Below are 25,910 nucleotides of genomic sequence, written 5' to 3'. Positions count from 1 at the left end.
GGGCGCACTGGACAGGCCGGGCACCCCCGCCGGCCCCGGTGCAGGAGACACCGACTCGGAGCGGGCACCGGCCCCCGGGAGGGGAAGGAGCGGCTCGGAACCGACGGCACGGGGGGCCACGGAGGGTTCCGGGGCCTCGGAGTCGATGGCACCGGGGGTCGACGTGGACTTGTCCTCAAGCGGGTCGGAGTCGCTGGTGTCGCGGTATGCGGGACCGGAACTGCCGGTCTCGGAGCGCTCCGGATCGGAGTCGCCGGTCTCGGAGCGCTCGGGATCGGAGTCGCCGGTCTCGGAGCGCTCCGGAACGGAGTCGTCGCTGTCGGAGCGTGCGGAGGGCGCGTCCGGGGTGGCGGGAGGTGCGGAGGTGAGCGCTCCTCCGGTGGGCGGGCACGCAGGTGTCTCGCGGGTGACGGCGCCCGGTGCCGTCACTGCCCCGGCGCCGGCCCCGCGTCGAGGCGCGGCCGACCCCGTGAAGGCCCTCATGCACCGCCACCGCGAGCTCTGCGAACGTGCGGTGGACCCGCTGGAGATCGCTGCGGGTCTCGAAGCGCACGGCATCACCGACCGCACCGCCGCCCGCTTCCGGCACCGGGACGTGTTCTCCCTCGCGGAGGAGATGTACGCACGCGTCTCCCGGGAGAGCGACGCGCCTCCGCCCGCCCCGACCGCCGCACCCCGCGTGCGCGCCGACTGGGTGCTGCTGACGCTTCTGCCCGGAGCGCTGTGCGCCGCCGCCGTGACCGCCCTGGATCTCACCCAGGGCCGGGCGCGCCTGTACGTCGCGGTCGCTGGGGCCCTCGCCCTGGCCCTGGCCCTCCGTGCGGCCCTGCGCCGCGGCCCGCTGAGCCTCACCGAGGGAGGCGGGCCGGGGCCCCGCCCCGGTGCCGCCCGGGGCAGGTCCGCCGTATGGACGCTGTGGCTCCTCGGCTACGCGCTGCTCGGTGACGGTCTGCTCCGCAGCGCCCTCGCCGGAGGCCCGGACCTCCCGCCCACCGGAGCCGCGAACGGGCCCTGGCCCCTCACCGCGGCCCCGGTCCTGGCTCTCGCCCTGGCGTGCGCACCGGCGGCCTGGAGCGCCCACCTTCTGACCGCGCGCGCCCGGCGCAAACTCGTCGCGAGCCGCGGTCTGGAGGACTTCGCCGCCTCCGTCCGGCCCTTGCTGCTCGGCACGTTCGCTCTGTTCATGGCCGCCCTGACGGCTCTGGCCGTCCTGAGCACCACCCTCCTCGACGAGCCGTCGGCCTATGCGGAGGTGCTCACCCTCGGTGCCCTGCTGCACTTGGCTCGCCTCCTCACCGTCCACGGCTTCGCCTACGCACCGGCCCTCGTCCTCACGGCCACCGCCCTGGTCGAGGCGGCCGCTCTCGCCTCCGTGTTCGTCTCCCGCCTTCCCGGATGCGGTTTCGTCGCCACTCCGGTCGAGGCCCTCGTGGCCACCTGGGGAGCCGGCAGCGTCCCGGCCCTGGCGTGCGGTGCCGGGACCCTGGCCCTGCTGCTCCACACCACGCGCAAGCTGGCCCGGGCCTCCGCCCACGCGCCGCCGGACCGGCCCCCGGTGACGCCCTCCGGGTGAGCGCCCGGCCATCCGCGGCCGGCGCGGCCTCCCACGCCCCCGTCACCGCCTCACAGCCCCACCCCCCACAGCTTCGGACACCACCCCCCCACACCCGTTCCGTCCCGCCCTCAAGGAGAACCCGCATGACCAGCCAGCCAGGAGCCACGGCCGCAACAGGAGCCGCGCGATGAGAGTCCTGCTGATCGGAGCCAACGGCTACATCGGCCGCTTCGTCGCCGACCGCCTGCTCGCCGACCCGGCCGTCCAGCTCACCGCCCTCGGCCGCGGTGACGACGCCGACGTGCGCTTCGACCTCGCCTCGGGCAGCCCGGGCGCCCTCACCCGCTTCCTCGACGCGGTCCACCCGGGAGTCGTCGTCAACTGCGCCGGCGCCACCCGCGGCGGGGCCCGCGAGCTCACCCGCCACAACACCGTCGCCGTCGCCACCGTCTGCGAGGCCCTGCGCCGCAGCGGCTGCGGCGCCCGTCTGGTGCAGATCGGCTGCAGCGCCGAATACGGACCCAGCCAACCCGGCTCCTCCACCGCCGAGGACGCCGTGCCCCGGCCGGGCGGCCCGTACGGGGTCAGCAAGCTCGCCGCCACGGAACTCGTCCTCGGTTCCGGCCTGGACGCCGTCATCCTGCGCGTCTTCTCACCGGCCGGTCCCGGCACCCCCGCCGGCTCCCCCCTGGGCCGCCTCGCCGAGGCCATGCGCCGGGCCATGCAGTCAGGCGACGGCGAGCTGAAACTCGGCGGCCTCGGCGCCCAGCGCGACTTCGTCGACGTCCGCGACGTGGCCCGCGCCGTGCACGCCGCCTCCCTCTCCGCCGCGCAGGGCGTCATCAACATCGGCTCCGGGCGCGCCGTGCGCCTGCGCGACGCCGCCGCGGTCCTCGCCCGCGTGGCCGGGTACGGCGGCGCCCTCCACGAACTGGACGGCCCGCCCGGTGCCCTGCGCCCGGCCATCGGCCACCCGCGGCCCGACTCCGACCACGCGGCTCCGGTCGCGTACCCGTACCCGGACGGTTGCGGCAGCTGGCAGCAGGCCGATGTGCGCACCGCCCGCGACCGGCTCGGCTGGCGTCCCCGGATCGGTCTTGAGGAGTCCCTGGCCGACATCTGGATGGAGGCGGCGTGCCGCATCTGACCAGGCCACAACCGCGCACCTCCGGCACGGAACTCCGTCCCGGCGTCGGCGTCCCCGGCTACGCCCACCCCCTCCTCGCCCGCGCCGAATGGGGTGAGCTGACGAGGCCCGGCACTCCACTGCACTGGGTGGTCCTCAACGTGGCCGACGGGCCCGGCGCCCGCCCCGACCCGCACTGCCTGGAAGCCGCCGGCCGCCTGCGCAACGCGGGCGTCCGCGTCCTCGGACACCTCGACACCCGCTACGGCACCCGGAGCTTCGGCGAAGTCGTCTCGGACGCCCACCGGTTCGTCGACTGGTACCAGGTCGACGGTTTCCTCCTGGAGCGCTGCCCGGCCGACCACGTCGGGCTGCCCGAGGTGCGCCGCACGGTCGCCGCGCTCCGCGTGATCCGTGACGAGGCCCACATCGTCCTCGGCCACGGCATCCACCCGCACCCGGGATACGCCGACCTCGCCGACCAGCTGGTCACCTTCTCCGGACCGTGGAGCGACTACCGCTGGTCCCAGGTGGCCGAGTGGACCGCCGAGTACGAACCGGAGCGCTTCTGCCACTTCGTGCACGGCGTGCCCCGGGCCCATCTGGAGGAGGCGCTGCGCATCGCCCGCTGGCAGGGGGCTTCGACGGTCTGGTTCACCGACCACACCGACCGCGGTGGCCGGGTCGACCCCTGGGAGGCCATGCCCGGCTACTGGGACGACATCGTCTCGCTGGTCGGAACGGGTGTCTCGGAATGAAAAAGGGCATGGCAGTGTTACGGGGAGAACAACCGTAGTGATTGACCGACCAACGGAGTCCCCGTGTCGTTGCCACCCCTGGTCGAGCCGGCTGCCGAGCTCACCGTAGACGAGGTCCGCAGGTACTCCCGCCACCTGATCATCCCCGACGTCGGGATGGACGGGCAGAAGCGGCTGAAGAACGCCAAGGTGCTGTGTGTCGGCGCCGGCGGCCTGGGCTCGCCGGCGCTGATGTACCTGGCCGCAGCGGGCGTCGGCACCCTGGGCATCGTGGAGTTCGACGAGGTCGACGAGTCGAACCTGCAGCGCCAGATCATCCACAGCCAGGCCGACATCGGCCGGTCGAAGGCCGAGTCCGCCCGCGACAGCGTCAAGGGCATCAACCCCTACGTGAACGTGGTCCTTCACGAGGAGCGGCTCGAGGCCGACAACGTGATGGACATCTTCAGCCAGTACGACCTGATCGTCGACGGCACGGACAACTTCGCGACCCGCTACCTGGTCAACGACGCCTGCGTACTGCTGAACAAGCCGTACGTATGGGGCTCGATCTACCGCTTCGACGGTCAGGCCTCCGTCTTCTGGTCCGAGCACGGTCCCTGCTACCGCTGCCTCTACCCGGAGCCCCCGCCCCCCGGCATGGTCCCCTCCTGCGCCGAGGGCGGCGTCCTGGGCGTGCTGTGCGCGTCCATCGGCTCCATCCAGGTCAACGAGGCCATCAAGCTCCTCGCCGGCATCGGCGAGCCCCTCGTCGGCCGCCTGATGATCTACGACGCCCTGGAGATGCAGTACCGCCAGGTCAAGGTCCGCAAGGACCCGGACTGCGCGGTCTGCGGCGAGAACCCCACCGTCACCGAGCTCATCGACTACGAGGCCTTCTGCGGCGTCGTGTCCGAGGAGGCCCAGGCGGCGGCCGCCGACTCCACGATCACTCCGAAGCAGCTCAAGGAGTGGATCGACGACGGCGAGAGCATCGACATCATCGACGTCCGCGAGCCGAACGAGTACGAGATCGTCTCCATCCCGGGCGCCCGGCTGATCCCGAAGAACGAGTTCCTCATGGGCACCGCCCTGGAGAGCCTCCCGCAGGACAAGAAGATCGTCCTGCACTGCAAGACGGGTGTCCGCAGTGCGGAAGTCCTCGCGGTCCTGAAGTCCGCGGGCTTCTCGGACGCCGTCCACGTCGGAGGCGGCGTGATCGGCTGGGTCAACCAGATCGAGCCGAGCAAGCCGGTCTACTGACACCGACCTGACGGTCCGGCCCACCGGGCCGGACCCTGATGCCCGGTCACATCGGCGGGGGTCGCGGGCACCTCGGGTGCCCGGGGCCCCCGCCGTCGTCATGAGCAGACCTTGCCGTCCTTGGGCACCGACCCGTCGAGCAGGTACGCCTCCACCGTGGAGTCCACGCAGTCGCTCCCGCTGCCGTACGCCCCGTGGCCCTCGCCACGCCAGGTGAGCATCACCCCGACGCCCTCGCCCAACTCGTCGGCCATCCTGCGGGCACCCTCGTAGGGCGTCGCCGGATCGCCCGTGTTGCCCACCACCAGGACCGGCGCCGCTCCCGGTGCGCCGACCTCCGGGGTGTCGTGCTGTCCGGGCACGGGCCAGTCGTGGCACCAGCCGGCCGTGTCCCACGCGAGGAACGTGCCGAAGACCGGGGAGATCCTCTCGAACCGGGGCAGCAGCTTCCTCGTCTCGGCAGCGGTCGGCCGCTGCCTGTCGTCCAGGCACGATATGACCCGCTGGGAGTGGGTCGTCGTGCCGTAGCGCCCCGAGGAGTCACGCTCGTTGTAGCCGTCGGCCAGCGCCAGGAGTTCCGAGCCGTCGCCCTTCCTCGCCGCGTCCAGTGCGCGGGTCAGGCTCGGCCAGCCGTTCTTGTCGTACAGAGGCAGGATGATGCCCGTCACGGCGAGGGACTGGGTCAGTTTCCGCTCGGGCGTGCCCGTCTCGAGAGGGCGGGCGTCGATGCGCCGGAGCAAGGCCGCGATCTCGCGGGAGCCTTCCTGCGGGTCCTGGCCGGTGGACGTGAGGTAGTTGTCCAGCGCGCGCTGGAAGCCACGGGCCTGGTTCTCGGCATGGCCCACGGTGTCGGCGCCGGGGTCGACGACCGCGTCCAAGGTCATCCGCCCGACCTTCTCCGGGAAGAGGTGGGCGTAGGTGCCGCCCAGCTCGGTGCCGTAGGAGATGCCGAAGTAGTGCATCTTCGCGTCGCCGAGGACCTCGCGGATGCGGTCCATGTCGCGTGCCGAGTCCGCGGTGGAGACGTGCGGGAGCAGCTTGCCGGCGGCCTTCTCGCAGCCCTTGCCGAAGTCGGCGGCGTCGGCGAGGTAGGCCTTCTCCTCGGCCGGGGTGTCCGGGGTGACGTCCACCGACTCGGCCGCCTGGATCTCCTCGTCCCCGCGGCAGCGCACCCCTTCGCTGGCGCCCACGCCCCGCGGGTCCCAGCTCACCAGGTCGTAACGCTCGCCCAGTCGCGAGACCGTCGGGGCGTAGGACGGCATCATGGACACCCCCGAAGCACCCGGGCCGCCGAAGTTGAACAGCAGTGAGCCCACGCGGTCCCCGCCCCGGGCCTTGGCGCGGATCAGCCCCAGGCCGATCGTCTCGCCGTCCGGCTTCGACCAGTCCAGCGGCACCTCCAGCGTGGCGCACTGCCATTCGCTGCTCGGCGCGGGCCCGTCGGCCGTGGCCTTGCAGCGGCCCCAGGAAAGCCCGCCCCTGCCGTCGTCGGACGTGTCGCCGCCGCTGCAGCCCGCTGCCAGCAGGGCCGAGGCCGCCGCCGCAGCGGCCCACCGTACGAAGCGCGTCATCGCCCATCCCCCCTCACAGGCCGTCCGCTTCGTGCCGCGGATGGCGGTCAGGCCATGGTAGGCAGAACCCGCGGCCGCCGGTCCGGCCTGTGGATAACCCGCTGACCTGCGGATTCCGCAGGTCGGCTGAGATGTACGGAGGAGGTCGGGTGGGTCGTCAGGCGCAGACCGTGCCGGTCGGCGGCACCTTCCCGTCCAGCAGATAGCCGTTCACGGCGCCCTGCACGCACTTGTTCCCGCTGTCGTACGACCCGTGCCCCTGCCCCCGGTACGTCAGCTCGATCCCGACCCCCTTGCCCAGGGCCTCCACCATCGCCCGCGCCCCCTCGTACGGGGTCGCGGGGTCGCCGGTGTTGCCGACGACCAGGATCGGCGCCGAGCCCGCAGCGCTCACGTCCGGATGATCGGCCGCGCCCGGCACCGCCCAGTCCGTGCAGCTGATCATGCCCCAGGCCAGATAGTCGCCGAACAGTTCGGACGCGGCTCGGAACTCGGGCAGCTTCCGCTCCACGTAGGCGGTGTCGTACCGCGCCTTGTCGTCGGCGCAGTTGATGGCGGCGTTGGCCGCGGCGCTGTTGTTGTACTCGCCGTTCTCGCTGCGTCCGTTCAGCGAGTCGGACAAGAGCATGAGGATCTGGCCGTTGCCGTCGTAGGCCTGCTCCAGGCCCTGGGTGAGGTACTCCCAGAAGTCCTTGGAGTACAGCGCCTGCGCGATGCCGCTCGTCGCGGCCGTCTGGGTCAGCTCGCGGGGGAAGACGCCCGGGATCGGCTTGCGGTCGAGGTCCGCCAGCAGCTTGGCGATACGGTCCTTCACGTCCTGGGCGCTGTCGCCGACGGGGCAGTCCTCGGTCTTGGAGACGCAGTCCTCGGCGAAGTTGTCGAGGGCCAGCTGGAAGCCCTTGGCCTGGCCCAGCGAGCCCTGCTCGGCGGATTCCGAGGGGTCGACCACGGCGTCGAACACGGCCCGGCCGACGCGCTCGGGGAACAGGTGGGCGTACACGCCGCCGAGTTCGGTGCCGTAGGAGATGCCGAAGTAGTGCAGCTTGTCGTCGCCCAGGACCTGGCGCATCAGATCCATGTCGCGGGCCGCGTCGGTCGTGCGCACGTTCGGCAGCATCTTGCGCGAGTTGTCCTCGCAGGCCGCGTTGAACTCCTTGGTGTTGTCCAGCAGCGTGGTGCGCTCCGCGGCGTCGTCGGGTGTGGCGTCCTGCTGGAAGTAGGCGTCGAGCTGCTGGTCGTTCTCGCAGATCACGGGTGCGCTGCGGCCGACTCCGCGAGGGTCGAAGCTGACCAGGTCGTAGCGGGTGCGCAGTGTCTCGTAGCCCTCCGCGAAGGCGGGCAGCGAGGTGACGCCGGAGCCGCCGGGGCCGCCGAAGTTGAAGATGAGCGAGCCGATGCGCGCGCTGTTGTCACCGGTCGTGCGCACCCGGATCAGTTCCAGGCCGATCGTGTCCCCTTTGGGGTCGTCCCAGTCCAGCGGCGCCTTCATGGTGGTGCATTCCCACTCGCCGTCGTCCGGCAGCGGGGACGGCGCGGGACCGCCTCCCTGGGCCTCGTCCGGCGCGGGGCATTCCTTCCAGTCCAGGGTCTGCCGCGTGAGGTCCTCGTCCTTGGCGTCGTCGCCCCCGCAGCCCGCGAGGACGGCGGACAGCAGCGCGGCGGAGGCGGTCAGGGCGGTGGCGCGCAGGCGGAGGCGGGTCGGCATGAATCCATCCTGCGGCGGCCCGCACCGGTCCGCGCGGGACGCGTGCCGTACGAGGGAGGAGGGGTCGTGGGGGCCAGTGAGGCGGGAGGGAGCCTGGCCGGCCAACGGTCAGGGGGCCGGCTGGCAACCGGTCAGGGGGCCGGCTGGCCACCGGTCAGGGGACCGACTGGCCACCGGTCAGGGGACCGGCCGGCCGACGGTCCCCTAGAGCGCCTGTTTGCGGGTCAGATGGGTGAAGGCCAGCCAGCCCGGCAGGACGGGCAGCCACAGGGTCAGCATGCGGAACAGCAGCACCGCGGGAGTCGCGACCTCCTTGGGCAGCCCCACGGCGATGAGACCCACCGTCAGGGTCACATCGACCGCGCCCACACCGCCCGGGGTGGGCGCCGCGGACCCCAGGGCGTTGCCCGCGAGGAAGACCACGGCGACGCTGGCGAGGCTGATCGAGGTGGTCTCGTCGCCGAACGCCCGGATGGAGGCGTCCAGGCACATCACGAAGCAGGCCGTCAGCAGCAGCATGCCGCCGATGCCGGTGACCAGCTTCTGCGGCCGCTGCAGCACGTCCAGCATGCGCGGCACGACACCGGCGAACAGCGACCGCACGCGCGTGACGACGAACTTGCGCAGGAACGGCACCGAGGTCACCACGAGCACCAGCACCGCCACCGTCAGCAGACCGGCGATGACCGTCCGGGACGGTGACAGCGACGGCGTCTTCTCGGTGCCGGTGAGATAGCCGAAGGACAGCAGCATCAGGATGTGACAGCCCAGCCCGAACAACTGCGACGCGCCCACGCTCGCCACCGCCAGCCCCGGGCGCACGCCCGCACGCTGCAGGAAGCGCGTGTTCAGGGCCACACCTCCGACCGCCGCCGGAGCGACGATCTTGACGAACGAGCCGGCCACCTGAGCCGCCACCGTCCGCACGAACGGCACCCGCTCGGGCACGAAGCCCAGCAGGGCCATCGCCGCCGCGACGTAGCTGGCCATCGAGAACAGCACCGCTGCGGCCACCCAGCCCCACTCGGCGTTCGCGATGAGCGGCCCGAACTCGATGTGGGTGAGTTGGGTGAGCAGGAAGTACGCGCCGATCGCACCGGCGATGAGACTGATGAGGGTGCGCGGCCGCACCCGCTCCAGCCGGGCCGGCTCGACCGGGGCCTGCGGCCTGATGCGCAGCACCTCGTGCCGGATCTGGGTGAGCAGATCCTCCTCGCGCGCCTCCTCCAGAGCCTCGTCGATGGCCCGCTTCTCGGCCCGCTGCTCGGCGCGCACGGCCTTCTTGTCGGCCTTCTCCGGGGCCGGTGCGGTCTCGTCGGCGGCCTCGTCGAGACGGGCCTGCTTGGCCTGCCGGGACGCCTCCAGGACCGCCTCGCGCTCGCGCTCCGCCCGCTCCCGGGCGAGTCGGCGCAACGTCGCGCGCGTGGAGCGGCTGAGCGCGATGGGCTGGAGCATCGGCAAGCAGTCCGCCACCGCGTCCGGGCCGAGCACCCCGACCGCCGAGGCGACCGCACGCTCGCCCCCCACGCGCAGGCCGAGGGTCACCAGGAGCTGGGAGATGTCCATCCGCAGCAGCAGATCACCGGCCGCGATCTCGCCGACGCGCAGATCGGTGAGGATCACCGTGCCGGAACGATCCACCAGGATCGCGTCGCCCACCAGCCTGCGGTGCGCGATCCGACGGGACTGCAGGGCCTTGACCTGGTGCCAGGTGTCGCGCAGCAGGTCGTCGGTGATCTCCTCGTCGGACAGCGAGTCGAGGCTGCGGCCGCCGCTGTGCTCGTAGACGAGCATCACCGCGTCGGGGCCGAGCTCGGAGGTGGCGATCAGCTTCGGCGCGTTGGCGCCCGCCGCGATGGCCGCGTACGCGAGCAGTGCCTCCTGCTCCAGGGCCTGGCGCAGCGACTGCAGGCTGCTGCGGGTGGCGAAACCGCGCAGGGTGAGGTTGCGCCAGGCGCGGTAGAAGAAGCCCTGGGCCTGCTGCTCCCGATCGACCACGGTGACGTCCAGGGGCGGGCCGTCCTCCAGGGTGACGAAGTAGCGGCGCCCTCGGTCACCGGTGTCCGGGTTGTCCGACGTGTCCTCGCGGGAGGCGCTGACCGGCCGGAAGCCGACGGTCCGCAGGCCCGCCATCAGGGTTCGCCCGGTGGGCCGGACATTGGGCGAGCCGACCGCGTAGAGCGTGCCGTAGGCCACCGTCCAGCCGATCAGCACGGTGAGGATGATCGAGAACGGCGTCGTGTACCCGGTCACGAGCATCGAGAAGGCGTCGAGGAGCAGGACGACCCAGAGCACCGCGCGCCATCTCGGTCTGCGGGACATGCCGACGGCGGTCATGTACGCGATCACGGGCGCCAGATAGCCGTGCACCGGGTCGGTCAGCGCGTGGACGTCGCCCGGGGAGGGCTGGGTGAGCGCCTCCTGGATCGAGTCGGGGGCCGCCCGGGCCACCCACAGGTCGGTGGCCAGCGTCACACCGTGGGCGAGGACCGCCGCCAGCACGCCGTCGGCGATCCTCAGGCCGTCCCGCTTGATCAGCCGTTCGATGGCGAACGCGACCGGCACCAGCAGGATCGCGATGCTGGAGGCCAGCCCCGCGATCTTGATGAGCAGGTCCGGGGCCTGCCCGGTGCCCTTGTTGATGTCCTGTTCGAGTCCCGACGTGGTGCCGTGCGCGAACGCGGCGATCCCGATGAGCACCGCGACGGCGAGCACGCCCACCAGGAGCCGCATGAGGTCGGACGGCCGGTGCACGCGCGCGGGGAGCAGCGGTTCATCGCCCTCGACCTGGTCGATGTGGGCGACGTCGGGCTCCTCGACGGCCGGCCGGTTCCTCTTCCCGGGCGCCTTGCGGCCACCGGCGGGGGATTCCGGGCGCGACGAAGCGTCAGAGGTGCCCTCCGTGTCCTGTGCACCCTGCTGCTTCATGGTCTCTTCTTGGTCTCGTATCACCGGTCACCGCCCGCACGATGGTGGCATGCCACACCGATACGCGCGGGCATCAGGGTGCACATGCGGGGGCGGACAGTCTGCCCGACGCGCCTGTGCCGGGCGATTCGCAAGCCTGTGCGCACCTCCAGCCCGTTGTCGGTGGGGTGGGGCAGGATGGGACGGATGAGTGAGCAGAGCCCTGAGGGGGGCCGGGACGAGGACGGCGGCGCGCAGGCGCTGCCCGCGTACGCCGAGCGGGTCCTCGACGTCGCGGAGCTGATCCCGCCGGGACGCGTCCTCACCTACGGCGACGTCGCCGAATGGCTGGAGGAGGGCGGCCCGCGGCAGGTCGGCCGCGTGATGGCCCTCTACGGGGGAGCCGTGCCGTGGTGGCGCGTCGTCCGCGCGGACGGCCTCCTGCTCCCCGGGCACGAGCAGCGCGCGCTCGGGCACTACCGCGAGGAGGGCACGCCCCTCAAACAGGCGAGCCGGGCCGCCGAGGGCCACCTGCCGCGCATCGACATGAGACGCGCGCGGTGGGACGGCGGCGATCGCGCGGAGGGTCACATCTGACAGCTTCCGCCATCGCGGGCGCCCTCGTGTGACCCGTGATCCGGACGGGGGACACGGGGCACGTCGGCGGCATGACGTACGTTCGTGGGACGAGGGACTCGAGCGCCGAGCGTGTCCCGAGTGACCGGAGGGAAGAAGGGGAAGCCCTGCCTCCGCCTCACTCGGCGGCGTAGCGTCGGCCGCACCTGTCCCCGTCATCCCGCGGTCACCGCCCGCCACGCGTGGCGGCCCGCCAACCAGCACTTCCACCAGGACCGGCGAACCACGTGAGCTCCTCTTCCTCCACCAGCGGCCTGACGCACCCCCGGGTGCGGCGGGGGAGCCGTGGCGCTTACCGACTGGTCCGTACCCCTCCCGCCCGGGTGGATCCCCCCGTGTTGGACGCGGCGCAGCGCTCCGTGGTTGACCACGCGGGCGGGCCCTTGCTCGTCCTCGCAGGTCCGGGCACCGGCAAGACGACCACGCTCGTCGAGTCCGTGACCGAGCGGATCGCCCGCGGCGCGGATCCCGAGCGCATCCTGGTGCTGACGTTCAGCCGCCGGGCCGCCGTCGAACTGCGCGACCGCATGGCCCTGCGCACCGGTGCGGCCCGCGCGCCCCGGGCCACCACCTTCCACTCCTTCTGCTACGCCCTGGTGCGCGCCCACCAGGACGACGACCTGTTCGTCGAGCCGATGCGCCTGCTGTCCGGCCCCGAGCAGGACGTCTCCGTCCGGGAACTGCTCGCGGGCCAGGTGGACCTGGAGCGGCTCGGGCTCGCCCACGTGCGCTGGCCGGACGAACTGCGCGCCTGCCTCACCACCCGGGGATTCGCCGACGAGGTCCGCGCGGTCCTCGCCCGCAGCCGTGAACTGGGCCTCGGCCCCGACGCCCTGGACGCCTTCGCACGCCGCACGGGCCGCCCCGACTGGCGTGCCGCGGCGGCCTTCCTCGCCGAGTACCTGGACGTGCTCGACCTTCAGGGCGTGATCGACTACGCCGAGCTCGTCCACCGCGCGGTGCTCCTCGCCCGCCGCCCCGAGGTCGCCGCCCGGCTCGCCGCCCGGTACGACGCGGTCTACGTCGACGAGTACCAGGACACCGACCCCGCTCAGGTGCGGCTCCTGCACGCGCTCGCCGGAGGCGGCCGCAGCCTCGTCGCGTTCGGCGACCCCGACCAGTCGATCTACGCGTTCCGCGGGGCGGACGTCAACGGCATCCTGGAGTTCCCGCACGCCTTCCCGCGCGCGGACGGTCACCCCGCCCCCGTCGCGGTACTGCGCACGTCCCGCCGTTCCGGCGCCGCCCTGCTGGCCGCCACCCGGCTGCTCACCCAGCGCATGCCGCTGACCCGGCTGCCCGCCGAGAAGGTCCGCGCCCACCGCGAACTCGCGCCGGTGCGGGAGGGCGGCCGCGTCGAGGCGTACACCTACCCGACCTCCGGGACGGAGCTCGACAACATCGCCGACATCCTCCGCAGGGCCCATTTGGAGGACGGCGTCCGGTGGAGCGACATGGCGGTGCTGGTGCGCGCCGGTTCCCGCACCATCCCGACGATCCGCCGCGCCCTCACCGCGGCGGGCGTCCCCGTGGACGTCGACGGCGACGACATGCCCCTGCGGCACGAGCCGGCGGTGGCACCGTTGCTGACGGCACTGCGGGCGGTGGCCGGGGCGGAGGCGGGGCCCTCCGGGGCGGCGCCCACGAGGCTCTCCGGCGCGGCGCAGGCGGGGCTCTCCGGCGCGGCGCAGGCAGGGCTCCCCGGGGTGGGGGACGTGGCAGCCCCGAGCGCGGAGGACGCAGCTGCCTCGGACACCGGTGCCCCAGCCGATCCCGCAGCTGCCATCGGCGAGGGCACCGCCCCCGCCTCCGACGCCGGTGACGGCCGCACCGGCCACGGCGACCCCTGCTGGCTCGACACCGAGACCGCCCTCACCCTGCTCACCTCCCCCCTCGCCGGCATGGACGCCGCCGACCTGCGCCGGCTCGGCCGCGCCCTGCGCGACGAGGAACGGGCCGCCGGCAACCCGCTGCCGCCGCCCTCGGACGTGCTGCTCGCCCGCGCGCTCGCCGAGCCGGAGCGGCTCGCCGTGCACGACCCGACGTACGCGCGCGGTGCCCAGCGGCTCGGCGCGCTCCTGCGCAAGGCCCGTGAGCGGCTGGCCGGCGGCGGCACGGCCGAAGAGGCGCTGTGGGACCTGTGGGAGGGCACGCCGTGGCCCGCCCGGCTGGAGCGGACCGCCCGCAGGGGCGGCGCGGCGGGACGCAACGCCGACCGCGACCTGGACGCCGTCTGTGCCCTGTTCGCCACCGCGGCCCGGGCCGAGGAGCGCACCGGCGGCCGCGGCGCGCTGAACTTCCTGGAGGAGATCGACGCCGAGGACATCGCCGCGGACACCCTCACCCGGCGGGCCGTGCGCCCGGACGCCGTGCGCCTGATGACCGCTCACCGCGCGAAGGGCCTGGAGTGGCGCCTGGTGGTCGTCGCGGGGGTCCAGGAAGGCCTGTGGCCGGACCTGCGCCGCCGCGGCTCCCTGCTGGAGGCCGACCGCATCGGCCGCGACGGGCTCGCCGAACCCCTCACCCCGGGTGCGCTGCTCGCCGAGGAGCGCCGCCTGTTCTACGTGGCGGCCACACGCGCGCGTGAACGGCTCGTCGTCACCGCCGTCAAGGCCCCCGCCGACGACGGCGACCAGCCGTCCCGGTTCCTCACCGAACTCGGCGTCGAACCCAAGGACGTCACCGGACGTCCCCGCCGTCCGCTGTCCGTCGCCGCGCTCGTCGCCGAGCTGCGCGCCACCACGGTCGACCCGCGGGTCTCCGGCGCCCTCAGGGAGGCCGCCGCCCGCCGCCTGGCCCGCCTCGCCGCCCTCTCCGACGAGGACGGCCGTCCCCTGGTGCCTTCCGCCCACCCCTACCGCTGGTGGGGCATGTTCGAACCGACCGAGTCCAAGGTGCCGCTGCGCGACCGCGACCAGCCCGTCGTCCTCTCGGGCAGCGCCCTCGACCAGCTGGCCAACACCTGTGCCCTGCAGTGGTTCCTGGGCCGGGAGGTCAAGGCCGACGCACCCGCCACCGCCGCGCAGGGGTTCGGCAACGTGGTGCACGTCCTCGCCGACGAGGTCGCCTCCGGACGCACCCCGGCCGACCTGTCGGTCCTCATGGAACGCCTCGACTCCGTCTGGAACGCCCTGGCCTTCGACGCGCCCTGGAAGTCGGAGCAGGAGAAGGCCAACGCGCGCGTGGCGCTCGAGCGCTTCCTCCAGTGGCACGTCATGGACCGCACCGGGCGCACCCCGGTGGCCAGCGAGCACGACTTCGACGTCACCCTGGAGGCGGGCGACTACGAGGTGCGCATCCGGGGCCAGATGGACCGTGTCGAGGCCGACGGAGACGGCCGCGCCTACGTGGTCGACTTCAAGACCGGCAAGCAGGCGCCCACCTCCAAGGAGGTCGAGCGCCACCCGCAGCTGGCTGTCTACCAGCTGGCCGTGCGCGAGGGCGCCGTCGACGAGGTCTTCGACGGGGTGCGCCCCGAGCCGGGCGGAGCGGAACTGGTCCACCTCCGGCAGGGGGCGGCCAAACGCGACGGCGGCGAGACGCTGCCCAAGGTGCAGGCGCAGGAGCCGCTGGAGGGGGAGTGGGTCGGCGACCTGCTGGCCACCGCGGCCGGCAAGGTCCTCGACGAGCGGTTCACACCGACCGCGGGGCAGCACTGCACGCACTGCGCGTTCCGGGCCTCCTGCAGCGCGCGTCAGGAAGGGCGCCACGTGGTGGAGTGACCCATCGCACCACCCGTGCCGACCTGCGCTTTCCGTCGTCACGGCAGGCGATCCGGTCACCGCTGTCACTGGCCGCCGCTAGCCTCTTCGACGTGCCCGCCCGTATCACCGACCCCGAACAGCTCAAAGAGCTCCTCGGCATCCCGTTCACCCCGGAGCAGACGGCCTGCATCACCGCGCCGCCCGCCCCGCAGGTGATCGTGGCCGGGGCCGGGTCGGGCAAGACGACGGTGATGGCGGCGCGCGTGGTGTGGCTGGTCGGCACCGGCCAGGTCGCCCCCGAGCAGGTGCTCGGACTCACCTTCACCAACAAGGCCGCCGCCGAACTCGCCGAGCGGGTCCGCAAGGCGCTGGTCAGGGCCGGTGTCACCGACCCTGACGCAATCGACCCGGACAACCCGCCCGGCGAGCCGGTGATCTCCACCTACCACGCCTTCGCGGGCCGGCTGCTGACCGACCACGGCCTGCGCATCGGCCTGGAGCCCACTTCCCGCCTGCTCGCCGACGCCACCCGCTTCCAGCTCGCCGCGCGCGTGCTGCGCGAGTCACCGGGGCCCTACCCGGCGCTGACCCGGTCCTTCCCGGACCTCGTGGGCGACCTCCTCGCCCTCGACGCCGAACTGGCCGAGCACCTCGTACGCCCGGAGGTGCTGCGTGCGTACGACGCCGAGCTGCTGCTGACCCTGCGCGGCGCCAAGCTCAGCAACGCCGACCTGCGCAAGGTGCCCGAGGCGGCCACCGCCCGCCGTGAACTCGCCGAACTCGTCACCCGCTACCGAGCCGCCAAGGGCGAGCGGGACCTGCTCGACTTCGGCGACCAGATCGCCCTGTCGGCCCGTCTGGCGAAGGTCCCCGAGGTGGGACGCCTGCTGCGTGACGAGTTCCGGGTGGTCCTGCTCGACGAGTACCAGGACACCTCGGTCGCCCAGCGCGTCCTGCTGGCGGGCCTGTTCGGCGAGGGCACCGGCCACCCCGTCACCGCCGTCGGCGACCCCTGCCAGGCGATCTACGGCTGGCGCGGGGCCTCCGTGGCGAACCTCGACGACTTCCCCGAGCACTTCGCCCACGCCGACGGCCGCCCCGCGACCCGGCAGGCGCTCAGCGAGAACCGCCGCAGCGGCGGCCGCCTCCTCGACCTCGCCAACGGCCTCGCGAAGCCGCTGCGCGCCCTGCACGCGGGCGTGGAGGCGCTCCGCCCGGCCCCGGGCGCCGAGCGCGACGGCTCGGTGCGCTGCGCCCTGCTGCGCACCCACGCGGAGGAGCTCGACTGGGCCGCCGACTCCGTCGCCCACCTGGTACGGACGGGGACGCCGCCCGGCGAGATCGCCGTCCTGTGCCGCACGGCCACCGACTTCGCCGAGATCCAGGGCGCGCTGGTCGCGCGGGACGTCCCGGTCGAGGTGGTCGGCCTGTCCGGATTGCTGCACCTGCCGGAGATCGCCGACCTCGTGGCCGTCTGCGAGGTCCTGCAGGACCCCGGCGCCAACGCCTCCCTGGTCCGTCTCCTGACCGGTCCCCGCTGGCGCATCGGACCACGCGACCTCGCCCTCCTCGGGCGGCGCGCCAGGCTGCTCGTGGCCCACGCACGCGTGGAGGAGGACGACGACCCGGACCGCCGGCTCGCCGAGGCGGTCGAGGGCACCGACCCGTCGGAGGTGATCTCCCTCGCCGACGCCCTCGACACGTTCCTGGAGACGCCGCTGGACGGCCGTGGGGACGACGACGGGCTGCCGTTCTCGCCCGACGCGCGCGTGCGCTTCGCCCGGCTGGCCACCGAGCTGCGCGAGCTGCGCCGCTCCCTGTCCGATCCGCTGATGGACGTCCTGCACCGCGTGCTCGCCATCACGGGACTGGAGGTGGAGCTGTCGGCGTCCCCGCACGCCCTGGCCGCCCGCCGCCGCGAGACCCTGTCGAACTTCCTCGACGTCGCCGCCTCGTTCGCCGCCGGTGACAACGAGGCGACCCTGCTCGCCTTCCTCGGCTTCCTGCGAACCGCCGCCCAGTACGAGAAGGGCCTGGACAACGCCCTGCCCGGCGGGGAGAACACCGTGAAGGTGCTCACCGCGCACAAGTCCAAGGGCCTGGAGTGGGACGTCGTGGTCGTCCCGGGGCTGGTCACCGGAACCTTCCCCAGCAGCCAGGGCCGTGAGAAGTGGACCTCCCAGGGCAAGGTCCTGCCGCACGAGCTGCGCGGTGACGCCGACACCCTGCCCAACGTCACCTCGTGGGACGCCCGGGGCCTGAAGGCCTTCCACGAGGCGATGAAGGACCACCAGCACATCGAGGAACTCCGCCTCGGCTACGTCACCTTCACCCGCCCCCGCTCCCTCCTGCTGGGCTCCGGCCACTGGTGGGGCCCGACCCAGAAGAAGCGCCGCGGCCCCTCGGCGTTCCTCCAGGCCCTCTACGAGCACTGCGCAGCGGGACACGGCGAGATCGAGGCCTGGGCGGAGGATCCCCCCGAGGACGAGGAGAACCCGGCCCTGCACCGGGCCGCGGGCGACCAGGTGTGGCCCCTGCCCTTGGACGACGCGGCCCTCGCCCGCCGCCGAGCGGCCGCCGAGACCGTCCTGACCTACCTCGAGCGCCTCGCTGCGCACGAGGACATCCACACCGCGGTGCACGCCACAGGCGTACTCGACGACCCGGAGTGGCCCCCGCCACCCGAGGACGACGAGCCCCCGTACGACGAGCCGGACCCCTACGGCGAACCAGGCTCTTACCGCGAACCCGGCTCCTACGACGGCCCCGGCCCGTTCGACGAGCCCGGTCCCTTCGACGAACCTCGCCCCTCGGACGAGCGCGACCCCTTCGCGGAGCCGGCCGCGCCCGGCGCCGGTGCGAGGCCCGGGCACCGCCCCACCGTCCCCCGCCAGGCCGCCCCGGCCGACCCCGCGCCCTTCCGGGACGAACCCCGTCTCACCCCGGAGGAGGCCCGCACCGTCGCCTCCTGGGACCGCGACCTCGACGCCCTCACGGGCGAGCTGCTGCGCGCCCGCGACAGCGTCACCGAGGTCCCCCTCCCGGCGTCGCTCACGGCCTCCCAGCTGATGCACCTGGCCGCCGACCCGGACGGCTTCGCCCAGGAACTGGCCCGCCCCATGCCGCGCCCGCCCCGGCCCGCCGCCCGCCGCGGCACCCGCTTCCACGCCTGGGTCGAGTCCCGCTTCGAGGAACTCACGCTCCCGATGCTGGAGCCCGAGGAACTGCCCGGCGGCGACGCCGAGATCGCCGACGAACGGGACCTGGAAACGCTCAAGGAGGCCTTCGAACGCAGCACGTACGCACGCCGCACGCCCTACCGGGTCGAGGCACCCTTCCAGCTGGCGATCGCCGGCCGGGTCGTCCGGGGCCGCATCGACGCCGTCTACAAGGAGGGCGACGGGCGAGGCGCGACGTACGAGATCGTCGATTGGAAGACCAGCCGCTCGCGCACCGCCGACCCGCTCCAGCTGGCCGTCTACCGCCTCGCCTGGGCCGAGCAGCAGGGCGTTCCCCCGGAGAGGGTCACGGCGGCGTTCCTCTACGTGCGCAGCGGAGAGGTCGTACGACCCCGGCACCTGCCCGGCCGGGCGGAGCTGGAGCGGCTGCTTCTGGACGAGCCCCCGGGAGGGCAGCTCGGTGAGGAACCGCACTCCGACGACGCCGGTGAGGGCCGATAGGCTCGTGACCATGAGCCAGACCCCGGACAGCGTCGTCCGTACGTACATCGAGCAGCACCGCGCCGCCTTCCTCGACGACCTCGCCGAGTGGCTGCGCATCCCGTCGGTGTCGGCCCAGCCCGACCACGCGCCCGACGTACGACGCAGCGCCGACTGGCTCGCCGCCAAGCTCCGCGAGACCGGCTTCCCGACGGCCGAGGTCTGGCCGACCCCGGGCGCCCCCGCCGTCTACGCCGAGTGGCCCTGCGACGACCCGCAGGCGCCCACGGTCCTGGTCTACGGCCACCACGACGTTCAGCCCGCCGCCCGGGAGGACGGCTGGGACACCGAGCCGTTCGAGCCGGTCGTGCGCGGCGACCGCCTCCACGCGCGCGGGGCGGCCGACGACAAGGGCCAGGTGTTCTTCCACACCCTCGGTGTGCGCGCCCACCTCGCCGCCACCGGCCGCACCTCTCCGGCCGTGCACCTCAAGCTGCTCGTCGAGGGCGAGGAGGAGTCCGGCTCGCCGCACTTCCGGGCGCTGGTCGAACAGCACGCGGAGCGGCTCGCCGCCGACGCGGTCATCGTCTCCGACACCGGCATGTGGTCCGAGGACACCCCCACGGTGTGCACGGGCATGCGCGGCCTCGCCGAGTGCGAGATACGGCTGCACGGCCCGGACCAGGACATCCACTCCGGCTCCTTCGGCGGCGCCGTGCCGAACCCCGCGACGGCCGCCGCCCGCCTGGTCGCCGCCCTGCACGACGAGCACGGGCGCGTGGCGGTCCCCGGCTTCTACGACGGCGTGATCGAACTGACCGACCGCGAACGTGAGCTCTTCGCGGAGCTGCCCTTCGACGAGGAACGGTGGCTGCGCGGAGCCAAGTCGTACGCGGCGCACGGCGAGGCCGGCTACAGCACCCTGGAGCGGGTCTGGGCCCGCCCCACCGCCGAGGTGAACGGCATCGGGGGCGGTTACCAGGGCCCCGGCAGCAAGACGATCATCCCGTCCTCCGCCATGGTGAAGCTGTCCTTCCGCCTGGTGGCGGGCATGGACCCCGGCCACGTCGAGAAGGCCGTCCGCGCGTGGGCCGGACAGCAGGTGCCCGACGGGATCCGCAGCGAGATCACGTTCAGCGGGGCCACGCGCCCGTGCCTGACGCCGCTGGACCACCCGGCCCTGCAGTCGGTCGTGCGCGCCATGGGCCGGGCCTTCGGCAAGCCGATCCGCTTCACCCGCGAGGGGGGTTCCGGCCCGGCCGCCGACCTCCAGGACGTCCTCGGCGCACCGGTGCTGTTCCTGGGCATCTCCGTCCCGTCGGACGGCTGGCACGCCCCGAACGAGAAGGTCGAGCTCGACCTGCTCCTCAAGGGCGTCGAGACCACCGCCTACCTGTGGGGTGACCTCGCCGAGCACTGGAGCCACGCCCCCTGAGTCCTCCGCGCCGTCCGGACCGGCCACGCGCGCGGGGCACACTGGAAGAGCCGCCCCGCACCGCCCGGGTCCGCCGCACCCGGTCGCCTCCCGCCGTACCGCCCGCCGATCAGTCCGCCGAACCAACCGTTCCACCGGGGGAGTTGGAAGCACCCGTGACCACCTGGACCGACCACAACGCCGACCGTCCCATCTCGCTCACCGCCCCGAGCGGCATCGACCGGGCCGCCCACCACCGGCTCGACGAGGCCTGGCTCGCGGCGGCGTGGAGTCACCCCACCACGCGCTGCTTCGTGGTCTCCGGCGGCCAGGTCCTCATCGACGAGACGGCGGACGGGCGCACCGAACTCGTCATGACCCCGTCCTTCGAGGCTCCCCTCACCGAGGCGCACCGCTACTTCCTCGGCATCGACGAGGAGGGCGTCAGCTACTTCGCGCTGCAGAAGGACGCCCTGCCCGGGCGCATGGACCAGTCGGCGCGCGCGGCGGGTCTGCGCGAGGCGGGCCTGCTGCTGTCGGCCCGGGACATCGGCCTGATGGTGCACGCCGTGGGCCTGGAAAACTGGCAGCGCACCCACCGCTTCTGCTCCCGCTGCGGCGAGCGCACCGTCATCGCGGCAGCCGGCCACATCCGCCGCTGCCCGGCCTGCGGCGCCGAGCACTACCCGCGCACCGACCCGGCCGTGATCATGGCCGTCACCGACGAGGACGACCGCATCCTGCTCGGACGCCAGGTGCACTGGCCCGAGGGCCGCTTCTCCACGCTCGCCGGCTTCGTCGAGCCCGGTGAGTCGATCGAGCAGTCGGTGCGCCGCGAGGTCCAGGAGGAGGTCGGCATCACGGTCGGCCCGGTCGAGTACGTCGCCAGCCAGCCCTGGCCCTTCCCGTCCAGCCTCATGCTGGGCTTCCTGGCCCGCGCCACCTCCACGGAGATCGACGTGGACGGCGACGAGATCCACGAGGCCCGCTGGTTCTCCCGCGACGAACTGCGCGCCGCCTTCGAGTCCGGCGAGGTCCTCCCGCCGTACGGCATCTCGATCGCGGCCCGGCTGATCGAGCTCTGGTACGGCAAGCCGCTCCCGACGAGGACGGCCGCCTGACCGGGACCCGGGACCCGGGATACAACGAGAAGGCGGCTCCTGAGCCTGTCAGGAGCCGCCTTCCTCGTACGTCCGGGCCGTCAGGCGCCGATCTTCTGCTTGACCTGGGCCAGCGAAGGGTTGGTCAGCGTGGAGCCGTCGGGGAACAGCACGGTGGGTACCGTCTGGTTCCCACCGTTCGCCTTCTCCACGAACGCGGCGGACTCCGGGTCCTGCTCGATGTTGATCTCGTCGTACGCGATGCCCTCGCGGTCCATCTGGCTCTTCAGCCGGCGGCAGTAGCCGCACCACGTGGTGCTGTACATCGTCACAGTGCCCGGCATGTCGCTCGTGCTCCTTCGGTGACTCGGGGACGGGTTCGCAGTGGAGGGAACGTATGTGAAACCTCCACCATTCCCGCTGCCCCGCCGCCTCCGCTTCCACCGGCTGCCGGGCCGCCGACGACTGTGACACCCACCGCACCGGTCATGCACAGAGCCCCTCGCACCAGCCGCTGTGACGCCTGCCGCATCAGTACGACTATCGGTGCGTGCCTGTGGACAACCGGCACAGCCGTCTCCCACGACCTGGCAGCATGGCCATGTGACAGCAGCAACGCACTCCCCCCTCTTCCCGCGGGTACCGGACTCGGCCGACGCGGTGCTCGAAGGGCTCGACCCCGAGCAGCGCGAGGTGGCCACCGCCCTGCACGGTCCGGTGTGCGTCCTGGCGGGCGCGGGCACGGGCAAGACCCGGGCCATCACCCACCGCATCGCCTACGGCGTGCGCGCAGGAATCCTGCACCCCTCCAGCGTGCTCGCCGTCACCTTCACCAACCGCGCCGCGGGGGAGATGCGCGGCCGGCTGCGCCAGCTCGGCGCCGAGGGCGTCCAGGCACGCACGTTCCACTCCGCGGCCCTGCGCCAGCTCCAGTACTTCTGGCCGAAGGCAGTCGGCGGATCCATGCCGCGGCTCGTCGACCGCAAGATCCAGCTCGTCGCCGACGCGGCCGCCGCCTGCCGCATCCGCCTCGACCGCGGCGAGCTGCGCGACGTCACCGCCGAGATCGAATGGTCCAAGGTCACCCAGATCGTCCCCGCCGACTACGCGCCCGCCGCCGCCAAGGCCGGCCGTGAGACGCCCCGCGACCCGGCCGAGATCGCCCAGCTCTACGCGGCCTACGAGGACGTCAAGCGCGAGCGCTCCGTCATCGACTTCGAGGACGTCCTGCTGCTGACCGTGGCCGTCCTGCAGGACCGGAACGACATCGCCGAACAGGTCCGCGCCCAGTACCAGCACTTCGTCGTCGACGAGTATCAGGACGTCAGCCCCCTCCAGCAGCGCCTGCTGGAACTGTGGCTGGGCGACCGCGACAGCCTCTGCGTGGTCGGCGACGCCAGCCAGACCATCTACTCCTTCACCGGGGCGACCCCCGATCACCTGCTGGACTTCCGCACCCGCCACCCCGGGGCGACGGTCGTCAAGCTGGTCCGCGACTACCGCTCCACGCCGCAGGTCGTCCACCTCGCCAACGGCCTGCTCGCCCAGGCCCGGGGCCGGGCCGCCGACCACCGGCTCGAACTCGTCTCGCAGCGCGGCCCCGGCCCCGAGCCCGTCTACACCGAGTACACCGACGAGCCCGCCGAGGCCGAAGGCGCCGCCCGCCGCATCCGCGAACTCGTCGACTCGGGCGTCCCGGCCGCCGAGATCGCCATCCTGTTCCGCACGAACGCGCAGTCCGAGACCTACGAGCAGGCACTCGCCGACGCCGGAGTGCCCTATCAGCTGCGCGGAGCCGAGCGGTTCTTCGACCGCCCCGAGGTGCGCAAGGCCGGCGTCGCCCTGCGCGGCGCGGCCCGCTTCGGCGGCAACGACTCCCTGCTGGACGACGCCGTGGACCTGCCCTCCCAGGTGCGCGCGGTGCTGTCGGGCGAGGGCTGGACCCCGCAACCGCCGGCCGGCTCCGGCGCCGTGCGCGAACGCTGGGAGTCGCTGGCCGCCCTGGTGAACCTCGCCCACGACTTCGCCGCCGCCCGGCCCGGCGCCACCCTGGCCGACCTCGTCGCCGAGCTCGACGAACGCGCCAACGCCCAGCACGCCCCCACGGTGCAGGGCGTCACTCTGGCCTCGCTGCACTCCGCCAAGGGACTGGAGTGGGACGTGGTCTTCCTGGTCGGCGTGGCCGAGGGCATGATGCCGATCACCTACGCCAAGACCGACGAGCAGATCGAGGAGGAGCGCCGCCTGCTCTACGTCGGCGTCACCCGGGCACGGGAGCGCCTCCATGTCTCCTGGTCGCTCTCCCGCTCACCCGGGGGCCGGCCGGGTCGCCGTCCGAGCCGTTTCCTGGAGGGACTGCGCCCCGGTTCCACGGCCACCACCGGGCGCGCCGCCGCAGGCGGAGCGGGCGGAATCGAGCGCGGCATCCCCGGAACCAGGGGCTCCGCCCCGAGACGGACGCGTCGCGTCCCGGCGCGCTGCCGGGTCTGCGGCCGCACCCTGACCGACGCCGGCGAGATGAAGCTGATGCGCTGCGACGGCTGTCCCTCCGACATGAACGAGGGCCTCTACGAGCGGCTGCGGGAGTGGCGCGCGGACCAGGCGCGCACCAGTGGTCAGCCCGCTTTTTGCGTCTTCACCGACCGCACCCTGATGGCGATCGCGGAGACCGCCCCGGACGACGCCCACGAGCTGGCCCGCATCCCGGGCGTCGGCCAGCGCAAGCTCAACCGCTACGGGGCCGATGTGCTGGCCATCTGCGCAGGCCAGTACGGCTCCCCGGACACCGGCGAGGACTGACACGAACTCGTCGAAAAAATAGTTTGCGCATGCCCCGGCAATCCCCATAGGTTCTTAGGCACGAGAGCAGCGGCCTTCTCGAAGGCCCTGACTCCGTGTTGTACTTGCATATCCGCAGGACTGGTCCGTCCAGTCCCCCGAGACGCCGAGAGGAGGCGAGTCCAGTGATCAGCATCAACACCAGCTTCTCCAGCACCGTGAAAATGACCGATCGCTCGGCCGTCTCCACGTGCATGCTCGGCGTCTCGAACCTGGGCACCGGTCTGTCCGGCATTCGTGCCGTCCTGCCGGCTGCCTCCTCCGTTGCCCCCGCGGCCCTTCCTGTCCGTGAGCGCAATGAGCGACCGACCAAGGCACTGGAAGCAGCAGTAGTGGCACAGGCCCAGGCCTATGCCTTTACGGCGACCGGTGCCGGATTCCGGAAGCAGACGACGCAGCACCACCAGATGTGGGCCTTCCGTGGGCCAGAACCCTGGAGTGATCCAGCCTGATCGACGATCAGGTCGGCGCCTTCAGGGCCGCGGAACCCCATCCGGGATCCGCGGCCCTTCTGTTTGTCCCCGACCAGGGACGACAGACCGAAGGAGCCTCGGGACAAGAAAAGAACCCGGTACCAGCCGCCCCCGGCCAACCGGCCGGAACGACCAGACGAGGAAGACGAACCGTGCAACTCGAAGCGCACGCACCGTCCGTACCGCCTTCCGACACGATCCCCAAGCCCGGCTCCACGGAGGACTCCGCCTTGACCCCGCTCACCGCGCTCACCGCGCTCGACGACGCCATCGAGAACCTCGGCGTACCCGTCCCGTGCCGCTCCTACGACCCGGAGGTCTTCTTCGCCGAGTCGCCCGCGGACGTCGAGTACGCCAAGTCCCTCTGCCGTACCTGCCCGCTGGTCGAGGCCTGCCTCGCCGGCGCCAAGGAGCGGCGTGAGCCCTGGGGCGTCTGGGGTGGCGAGCTGTTCGTCCAGGGTGTCGTCGTCGCCCGGAAGCGGCCGCGTGGCCGCCCGCGCAAGAACCCGGTCACCGCATGAACACCGCAGGAACGATCGACCGCCCCCTCACGCACGACCCCCAGAAGCAGGCCCCGATGAAGCCGTCCACCGACGAGCCCGCAGGCTCCGCGACCCGCGATTTCACCACCACCGGCGCGAAGGACTCGCGTCAGAACAGGACCCGAGAGATGCAACTCATCCCAGAAGCCCTGGCGCGTGCGCATATGCACGAGCGCTTGCACGAGGCGGAGCAGGAACGCCGGGCCGTGCGCCTGGTGACCGCCCGCCGGATGCAGCGCAGGGCGGAGCGAGCCTCGCGGCGTGCCCGCCGGGCGCTCGCCATGGCCGTCATGCAGTGACCGTCCAGATCTGAAGCACGGGCCTCCCGATCAGGAGGCCGGGCTCTCCCGCGGGGGCCGGTCCGTACCCACGGACCGGCCCCCGCGGCGTTCTCGGCGACTGGCCGGCCGCCGCCCCGGTGTCCGCGTCCGGTGCTTCGGCGTATCGTCGGCGCGTGGCGAGTGCGACGAATCCTTCCGGAGCCGACGGCGACGCCGCGAAGACTCCGCGGCCGGTGTGCGGCCGCTGCGGTGCGACAGCGGACGCCGGGGCACAGGGTCCGCCGCCGACCTGGACGTTCTCCGTCGAGCACGGCGCCGGCCGCCACTACTGCGACATCTGCTCCCGGGAGAACCTCAGGTCGATCGAGGGGCGGCTGGACTCCGACTGGTGGTGAAGCC

At 73.0% G+C, this 25,910-nt stretch carries 18 protein-coding genes; 14 read left to right on the top strand and 4 right to left on the bottom strand.

From position 1 onward, the window contains the following. The first annotated feature begins 145 nt into the window (after window positions 1–145). The 4 genes from ACH4C6_RS02505 (at window position 146) to moeZ (ending at window position 4,681) form a co-directional block, all read left to right on the top strand. Window positions 146–1,573, top strand: coding sequence for a hypothetical protein (locus ACH4C6_RS02505; protein ID WP_398106665.1), 1,428 nt, complete (start codon window positions 146–148; stop codon window positions 1,571–1,573). 169 nt (window positions 1,574–1,742) lie between these two features. After that, a complete protein-coding gene (locus tag ACH4C6_RS02500) occupies window positions 1,743–2,702 on the top strand; it encodes an NAD-dependent epimerase/dehydratase family protein (protein WP_369193827.1) in 960 nt (319 codons plus the stop codon). After that, window positions 2,690–3,439 carry a spherulation-specific family 4 protein gene (locus tag ACH4C6_RS02495; RefSeq protein ID WP_398106664.1) on the top strand — a complete coding sequence of 250 codons (750 nt, stop codon included), beginning with the start codon at window positions 2,690–2,692 and terminating at the stop codon, window positions 3,437–3,439. Before ACH4C6_RS02500 ends, ACH4C6_RS02495 begins: the two co-directional genes overlap by 13 nt. A 63-nt stretch (window positions 3,440–3,502) precedes the next feature. Next, complete coding sequence (gene moeZ, locus ACH4C6_RS02490; RefSeq protein WP_333936861.1) at window positions 3,503–4,681, top strand: adenylyltransferase/sulfurtransferase MoeZ; 1,179 nt, start codon at window positions 3,503–3,505, stop codon at window positions 4,679–4,681. Window positions 4,682–4,779: 98 nt separating this feature from the next. Here the strand turns inward: moeZ and ACH4C6_RS02485 are convergent, their stop codons facing one another. From ACH4C6_RS02485 to ACH4C6_RS02475, 3 genes are all read right to left on the bottom strand, one after another. Next, window positions 4,780–6,252, bottom strand: coding sequence for an alpha/beta hydrolase (locus tag ACH4C6_RS02485; protein ID WP_398106663.1), 1,473 nt, complete (start codon window positions 6,250–6,252; stop codon window positions 4,780–4,782). A 157-nt stretch (window positions 6,253–6,409) separates the two neighbouring features. Further along, a complete protein-coding gene (locus tag ACH4C6_RS02480) occupies window positions 6,410–7,957 on the bottom strand; it encodes an alpha/beta hydrolase (protein ID WP_398106662.1) in 1,548 nt (515 codons plus the stop codon). Window positions 7,958–8,161: 204 nt separating this feature from the next. Then, window positions 8,162–10,885: a lysylphosphatidylglycerol synthase domain-containing protein gene (locus ACH4C6_RS02475; RefSeq protein ID WP_398106661.1), complete on the bottom strand. Its 2,724-nt coding sequence runs from the start codon at window positions 10,883–10,885 to the stop codon at window positions 8,162–8,164. A 186-nt stretch (window positions 10,886–11,071) separates the two neighbouring features. Between ACH4C6_RS02475 and ACH4C6_RS02470 the strand changes: the two genes are divergently transcribed. From ACH4C6_RS02470 to nudC, 5 genes are all read left to right on the top strand, one after another. Next, a complete protein-coding gene (locus tag ACH4C6_RS02470; protein WP_398106660.1) occupies window positions 11,072–11,461 on the top strand; it encodes an MGMT family protein in 390 nt (129 codons plus the stop codon). 266 nt (window positions 11,462–11,727) lie between these two features. Further along, window positions 11,728–15,222, top strand: coding sequence for an ATP-dependent helicase (locus tag ACH4C6_RS02465; RefSeq protein WP_398106659.1), 3,495 nt, complete (start codon window positions 11,728–11,730; stop codon window positions 15,220–15,222). 92 nt (window positions 15,223–15,314) lie between these two features. After that, complete coding sequence (locus ACH4C6_RS02460; protein WP_398106658.1) at window positions 15,315–18,884, top strand: ATP-dependent DNA helicase; 3,570 nt, start codon at window positions 15,315–15,317, stop codon at window positions 18,882–18,884. A gap of 10 nt (window positions 18,885–18,894) precedes the next feature. Beyond that, the gene (locus ACH4C6_RS02455; protein WP_398106657.1) at window positions 18,895–20,298 is read left to right on the top strand and encodes a dipeptidase; all 1,404 of its coding nucleotides are present in this window, start codon (window positions 18,895–18,897) and stop codon (window positions 20,296–20,298) included. A 155-nt stretch (window positions 20,299–20,453) separates the two neighbouring features. Next, complete coding sequence (nudC, locus tag ACH4C6_RS02450; RefSeq protein ID WP_398106656.1) at window positions 20,454–21,398, top strand: NAD(+) diphosphatase; 945 nt, start codon at window positions 20,454–20,456, stop codon at window positions 21,396–21,398. Window positions 21,399–21,478: 80 nt separating this feature from the next. Here nudC and ACH4C6_RS02445 read toward each other — a convergent pair whose 3' ends face one another. Beyond that, complete coding sequence (locus ACH4C6_RS02445) at window positions 21,479–21,721, bottom strand: mycoredoxin (RefSeq protein ID WP_333936850.1); 243 nt, start codon at window positions 21,719–21,721, stop codon at window positions 21,479–21,481. Between the two features lie 202 nt (window positions 21,722–21,923). On the opposite strand from ACH4C6_RS02445, the gene ACH4C6_RS02440 reads away from it, so the two are divergent. The 5 genes from ACH4C6_RS02440 to ACH4C6_RS02420 all read left to right on the top strand — a co-directional run bounded on the left by ACH4C6_RS02440 (window position 21,924) and on the right by ACH4C6_RS02420 (window position 25,906). Further along, window positions 21,924–24,176, top strand: a complete 2,253-nt coding sequence (locus ACH4C6_RS02440; RefSeq protein ID WP_398106655.1) for an ATP-dependent DNA helicase UvrD2 — start codon at window positions 21,924–21,926, stop codon at window positions 24,174–24,176. 164 nt (window positions 24,177–24,340) lie between these two features. Beyond that, window positions 24,341–24,667, top strand: coding sequence for a hypothetical protein (locus ACH4C6_RS02435; protein ID WP_369193809.1), 327 nt, complete (start codon window positions 24,341–24,343; stop codon window positions 24,665–24,667). Window positions 24,668–24,840: 173 nt separating this feature from the next. Then, on the top strand, window positions 24,841–25,209 hold the full coding sequence (locus tag ACH4C6_RS02430) for a WhiB family transcriptional regulator (protein WP_037766327.1): 369 nt from the start codon (window positions 24,841–24,843) through the stop codon (window positions 25,207–25,209). Further along, the gene (locus ACH4C6_RS02425; protein ID WP_376332539.1) at window positions 25,206–25,529 is read left to right on the top strand and encodes a hypothetical protein; all 324 of its coding nucleotides are present in this window, start codon (window positions 25,206–25,208) and stop codon (window positions 25,527–25,529) included. Before ACH4C6_RS02430 ends, ACH4C6_RS02425 begins: the two co-directional genes overlap by 4 nt. 155 nt (window positions 25,530–25,684) lie before the next feature. Next, complete coding sequence (locus tag ACH4C6_RS02420) at window positions 25,685–25,906, top strand: hypothetical protein (RefSeq protein ID WP_398106654.1); 222 nt, start codon at window positions 25,685–25,687, stop codon at window positions 25,904–25,906. Window positions 25,907–25,910 lie beyond the last annotated feature (4 nt).

Source organism: Streptomyces sp. NPDC017943 (genome assembly GCF_044328425.1).
GTDB lineage: Bacteria > Actinomycetota > Actinomycetes > Streptomycetales > Streptomycetaceae > Streptomyces > Streptomyces djakartensis_A.
Note: the sequence above shows the minus strand (reverse complement) of the source record. Positions and strands in the feature narration are given on the sequence as shown.

Bases quoted from the DNA above. Each gene is read 5' to 3' on its own strand.
- ACH4C6_RS02505 (WP_398106665.1), top strand. From the start codon at position 146: ATGGCACCGGGGGTCGACGTGGACTTGTCCTCAAGCGGGTCGGAGTCG.
- ACH4C6_RS02500 (WP_369193827.1), top strand. From the start codon at position 1,743: ATGAGAGTCCTGCTGATCGGAGCCAACGGCTACATCGGCCGCTTCGTC.
- ACH4C6_RS02485 (WP_398106663.1), bottom strand. From the start codon at position 6,252: ATGACGCGCTTCGTACGGTGGGCCGCTGCGGCGGCGGCCTCGGCCCTG.
- ACH4C6_RS02480 (WP_398106662.1), bottom strand. From the start codon at position 7,957: ATGCCGACCCGCCTCCGCCTGCGCGCCACCGCCCTGACCGCCTCCGCC.
- ACH4C6_RS02475 (WP_398106661.1), bottom strand. From the start codon at position 10,885: ATGAAGCAGCAGGGTGCACAGGACACGGAGGGCACCTCTGACGCTTCG.
- ACH4C6_RS02470 (WP_398106660.1), top strand. From the start codon at position 11,072: ATGAGTGAGCAGAGCCCTGAGGGGGGCCGGGACGAGGACGGCGGCGCG.
- ACH4C6_RS02455 (WP_398106657.1), top strand. From the start codon at position 18,895: ATGAGCCAGACCCCGGACAGCGTCGTCCGTACGTACATCGAGCAGCAC.
- ACH4C6_RS02445 (WP_333936850.1), bottom strand. From the start codon at position 21,721: ATGCCGGGCACTGTGACGATGTACAGCACCACGTGGTGCGGCTACTGC.
- ACH4C6_RS02425 (WP_376332539.1), top strand. From the start codon at position 25,206: ATGAACACCGCAGGAACGATCGACCGCCCCCTCACGCACGACCCCCAG.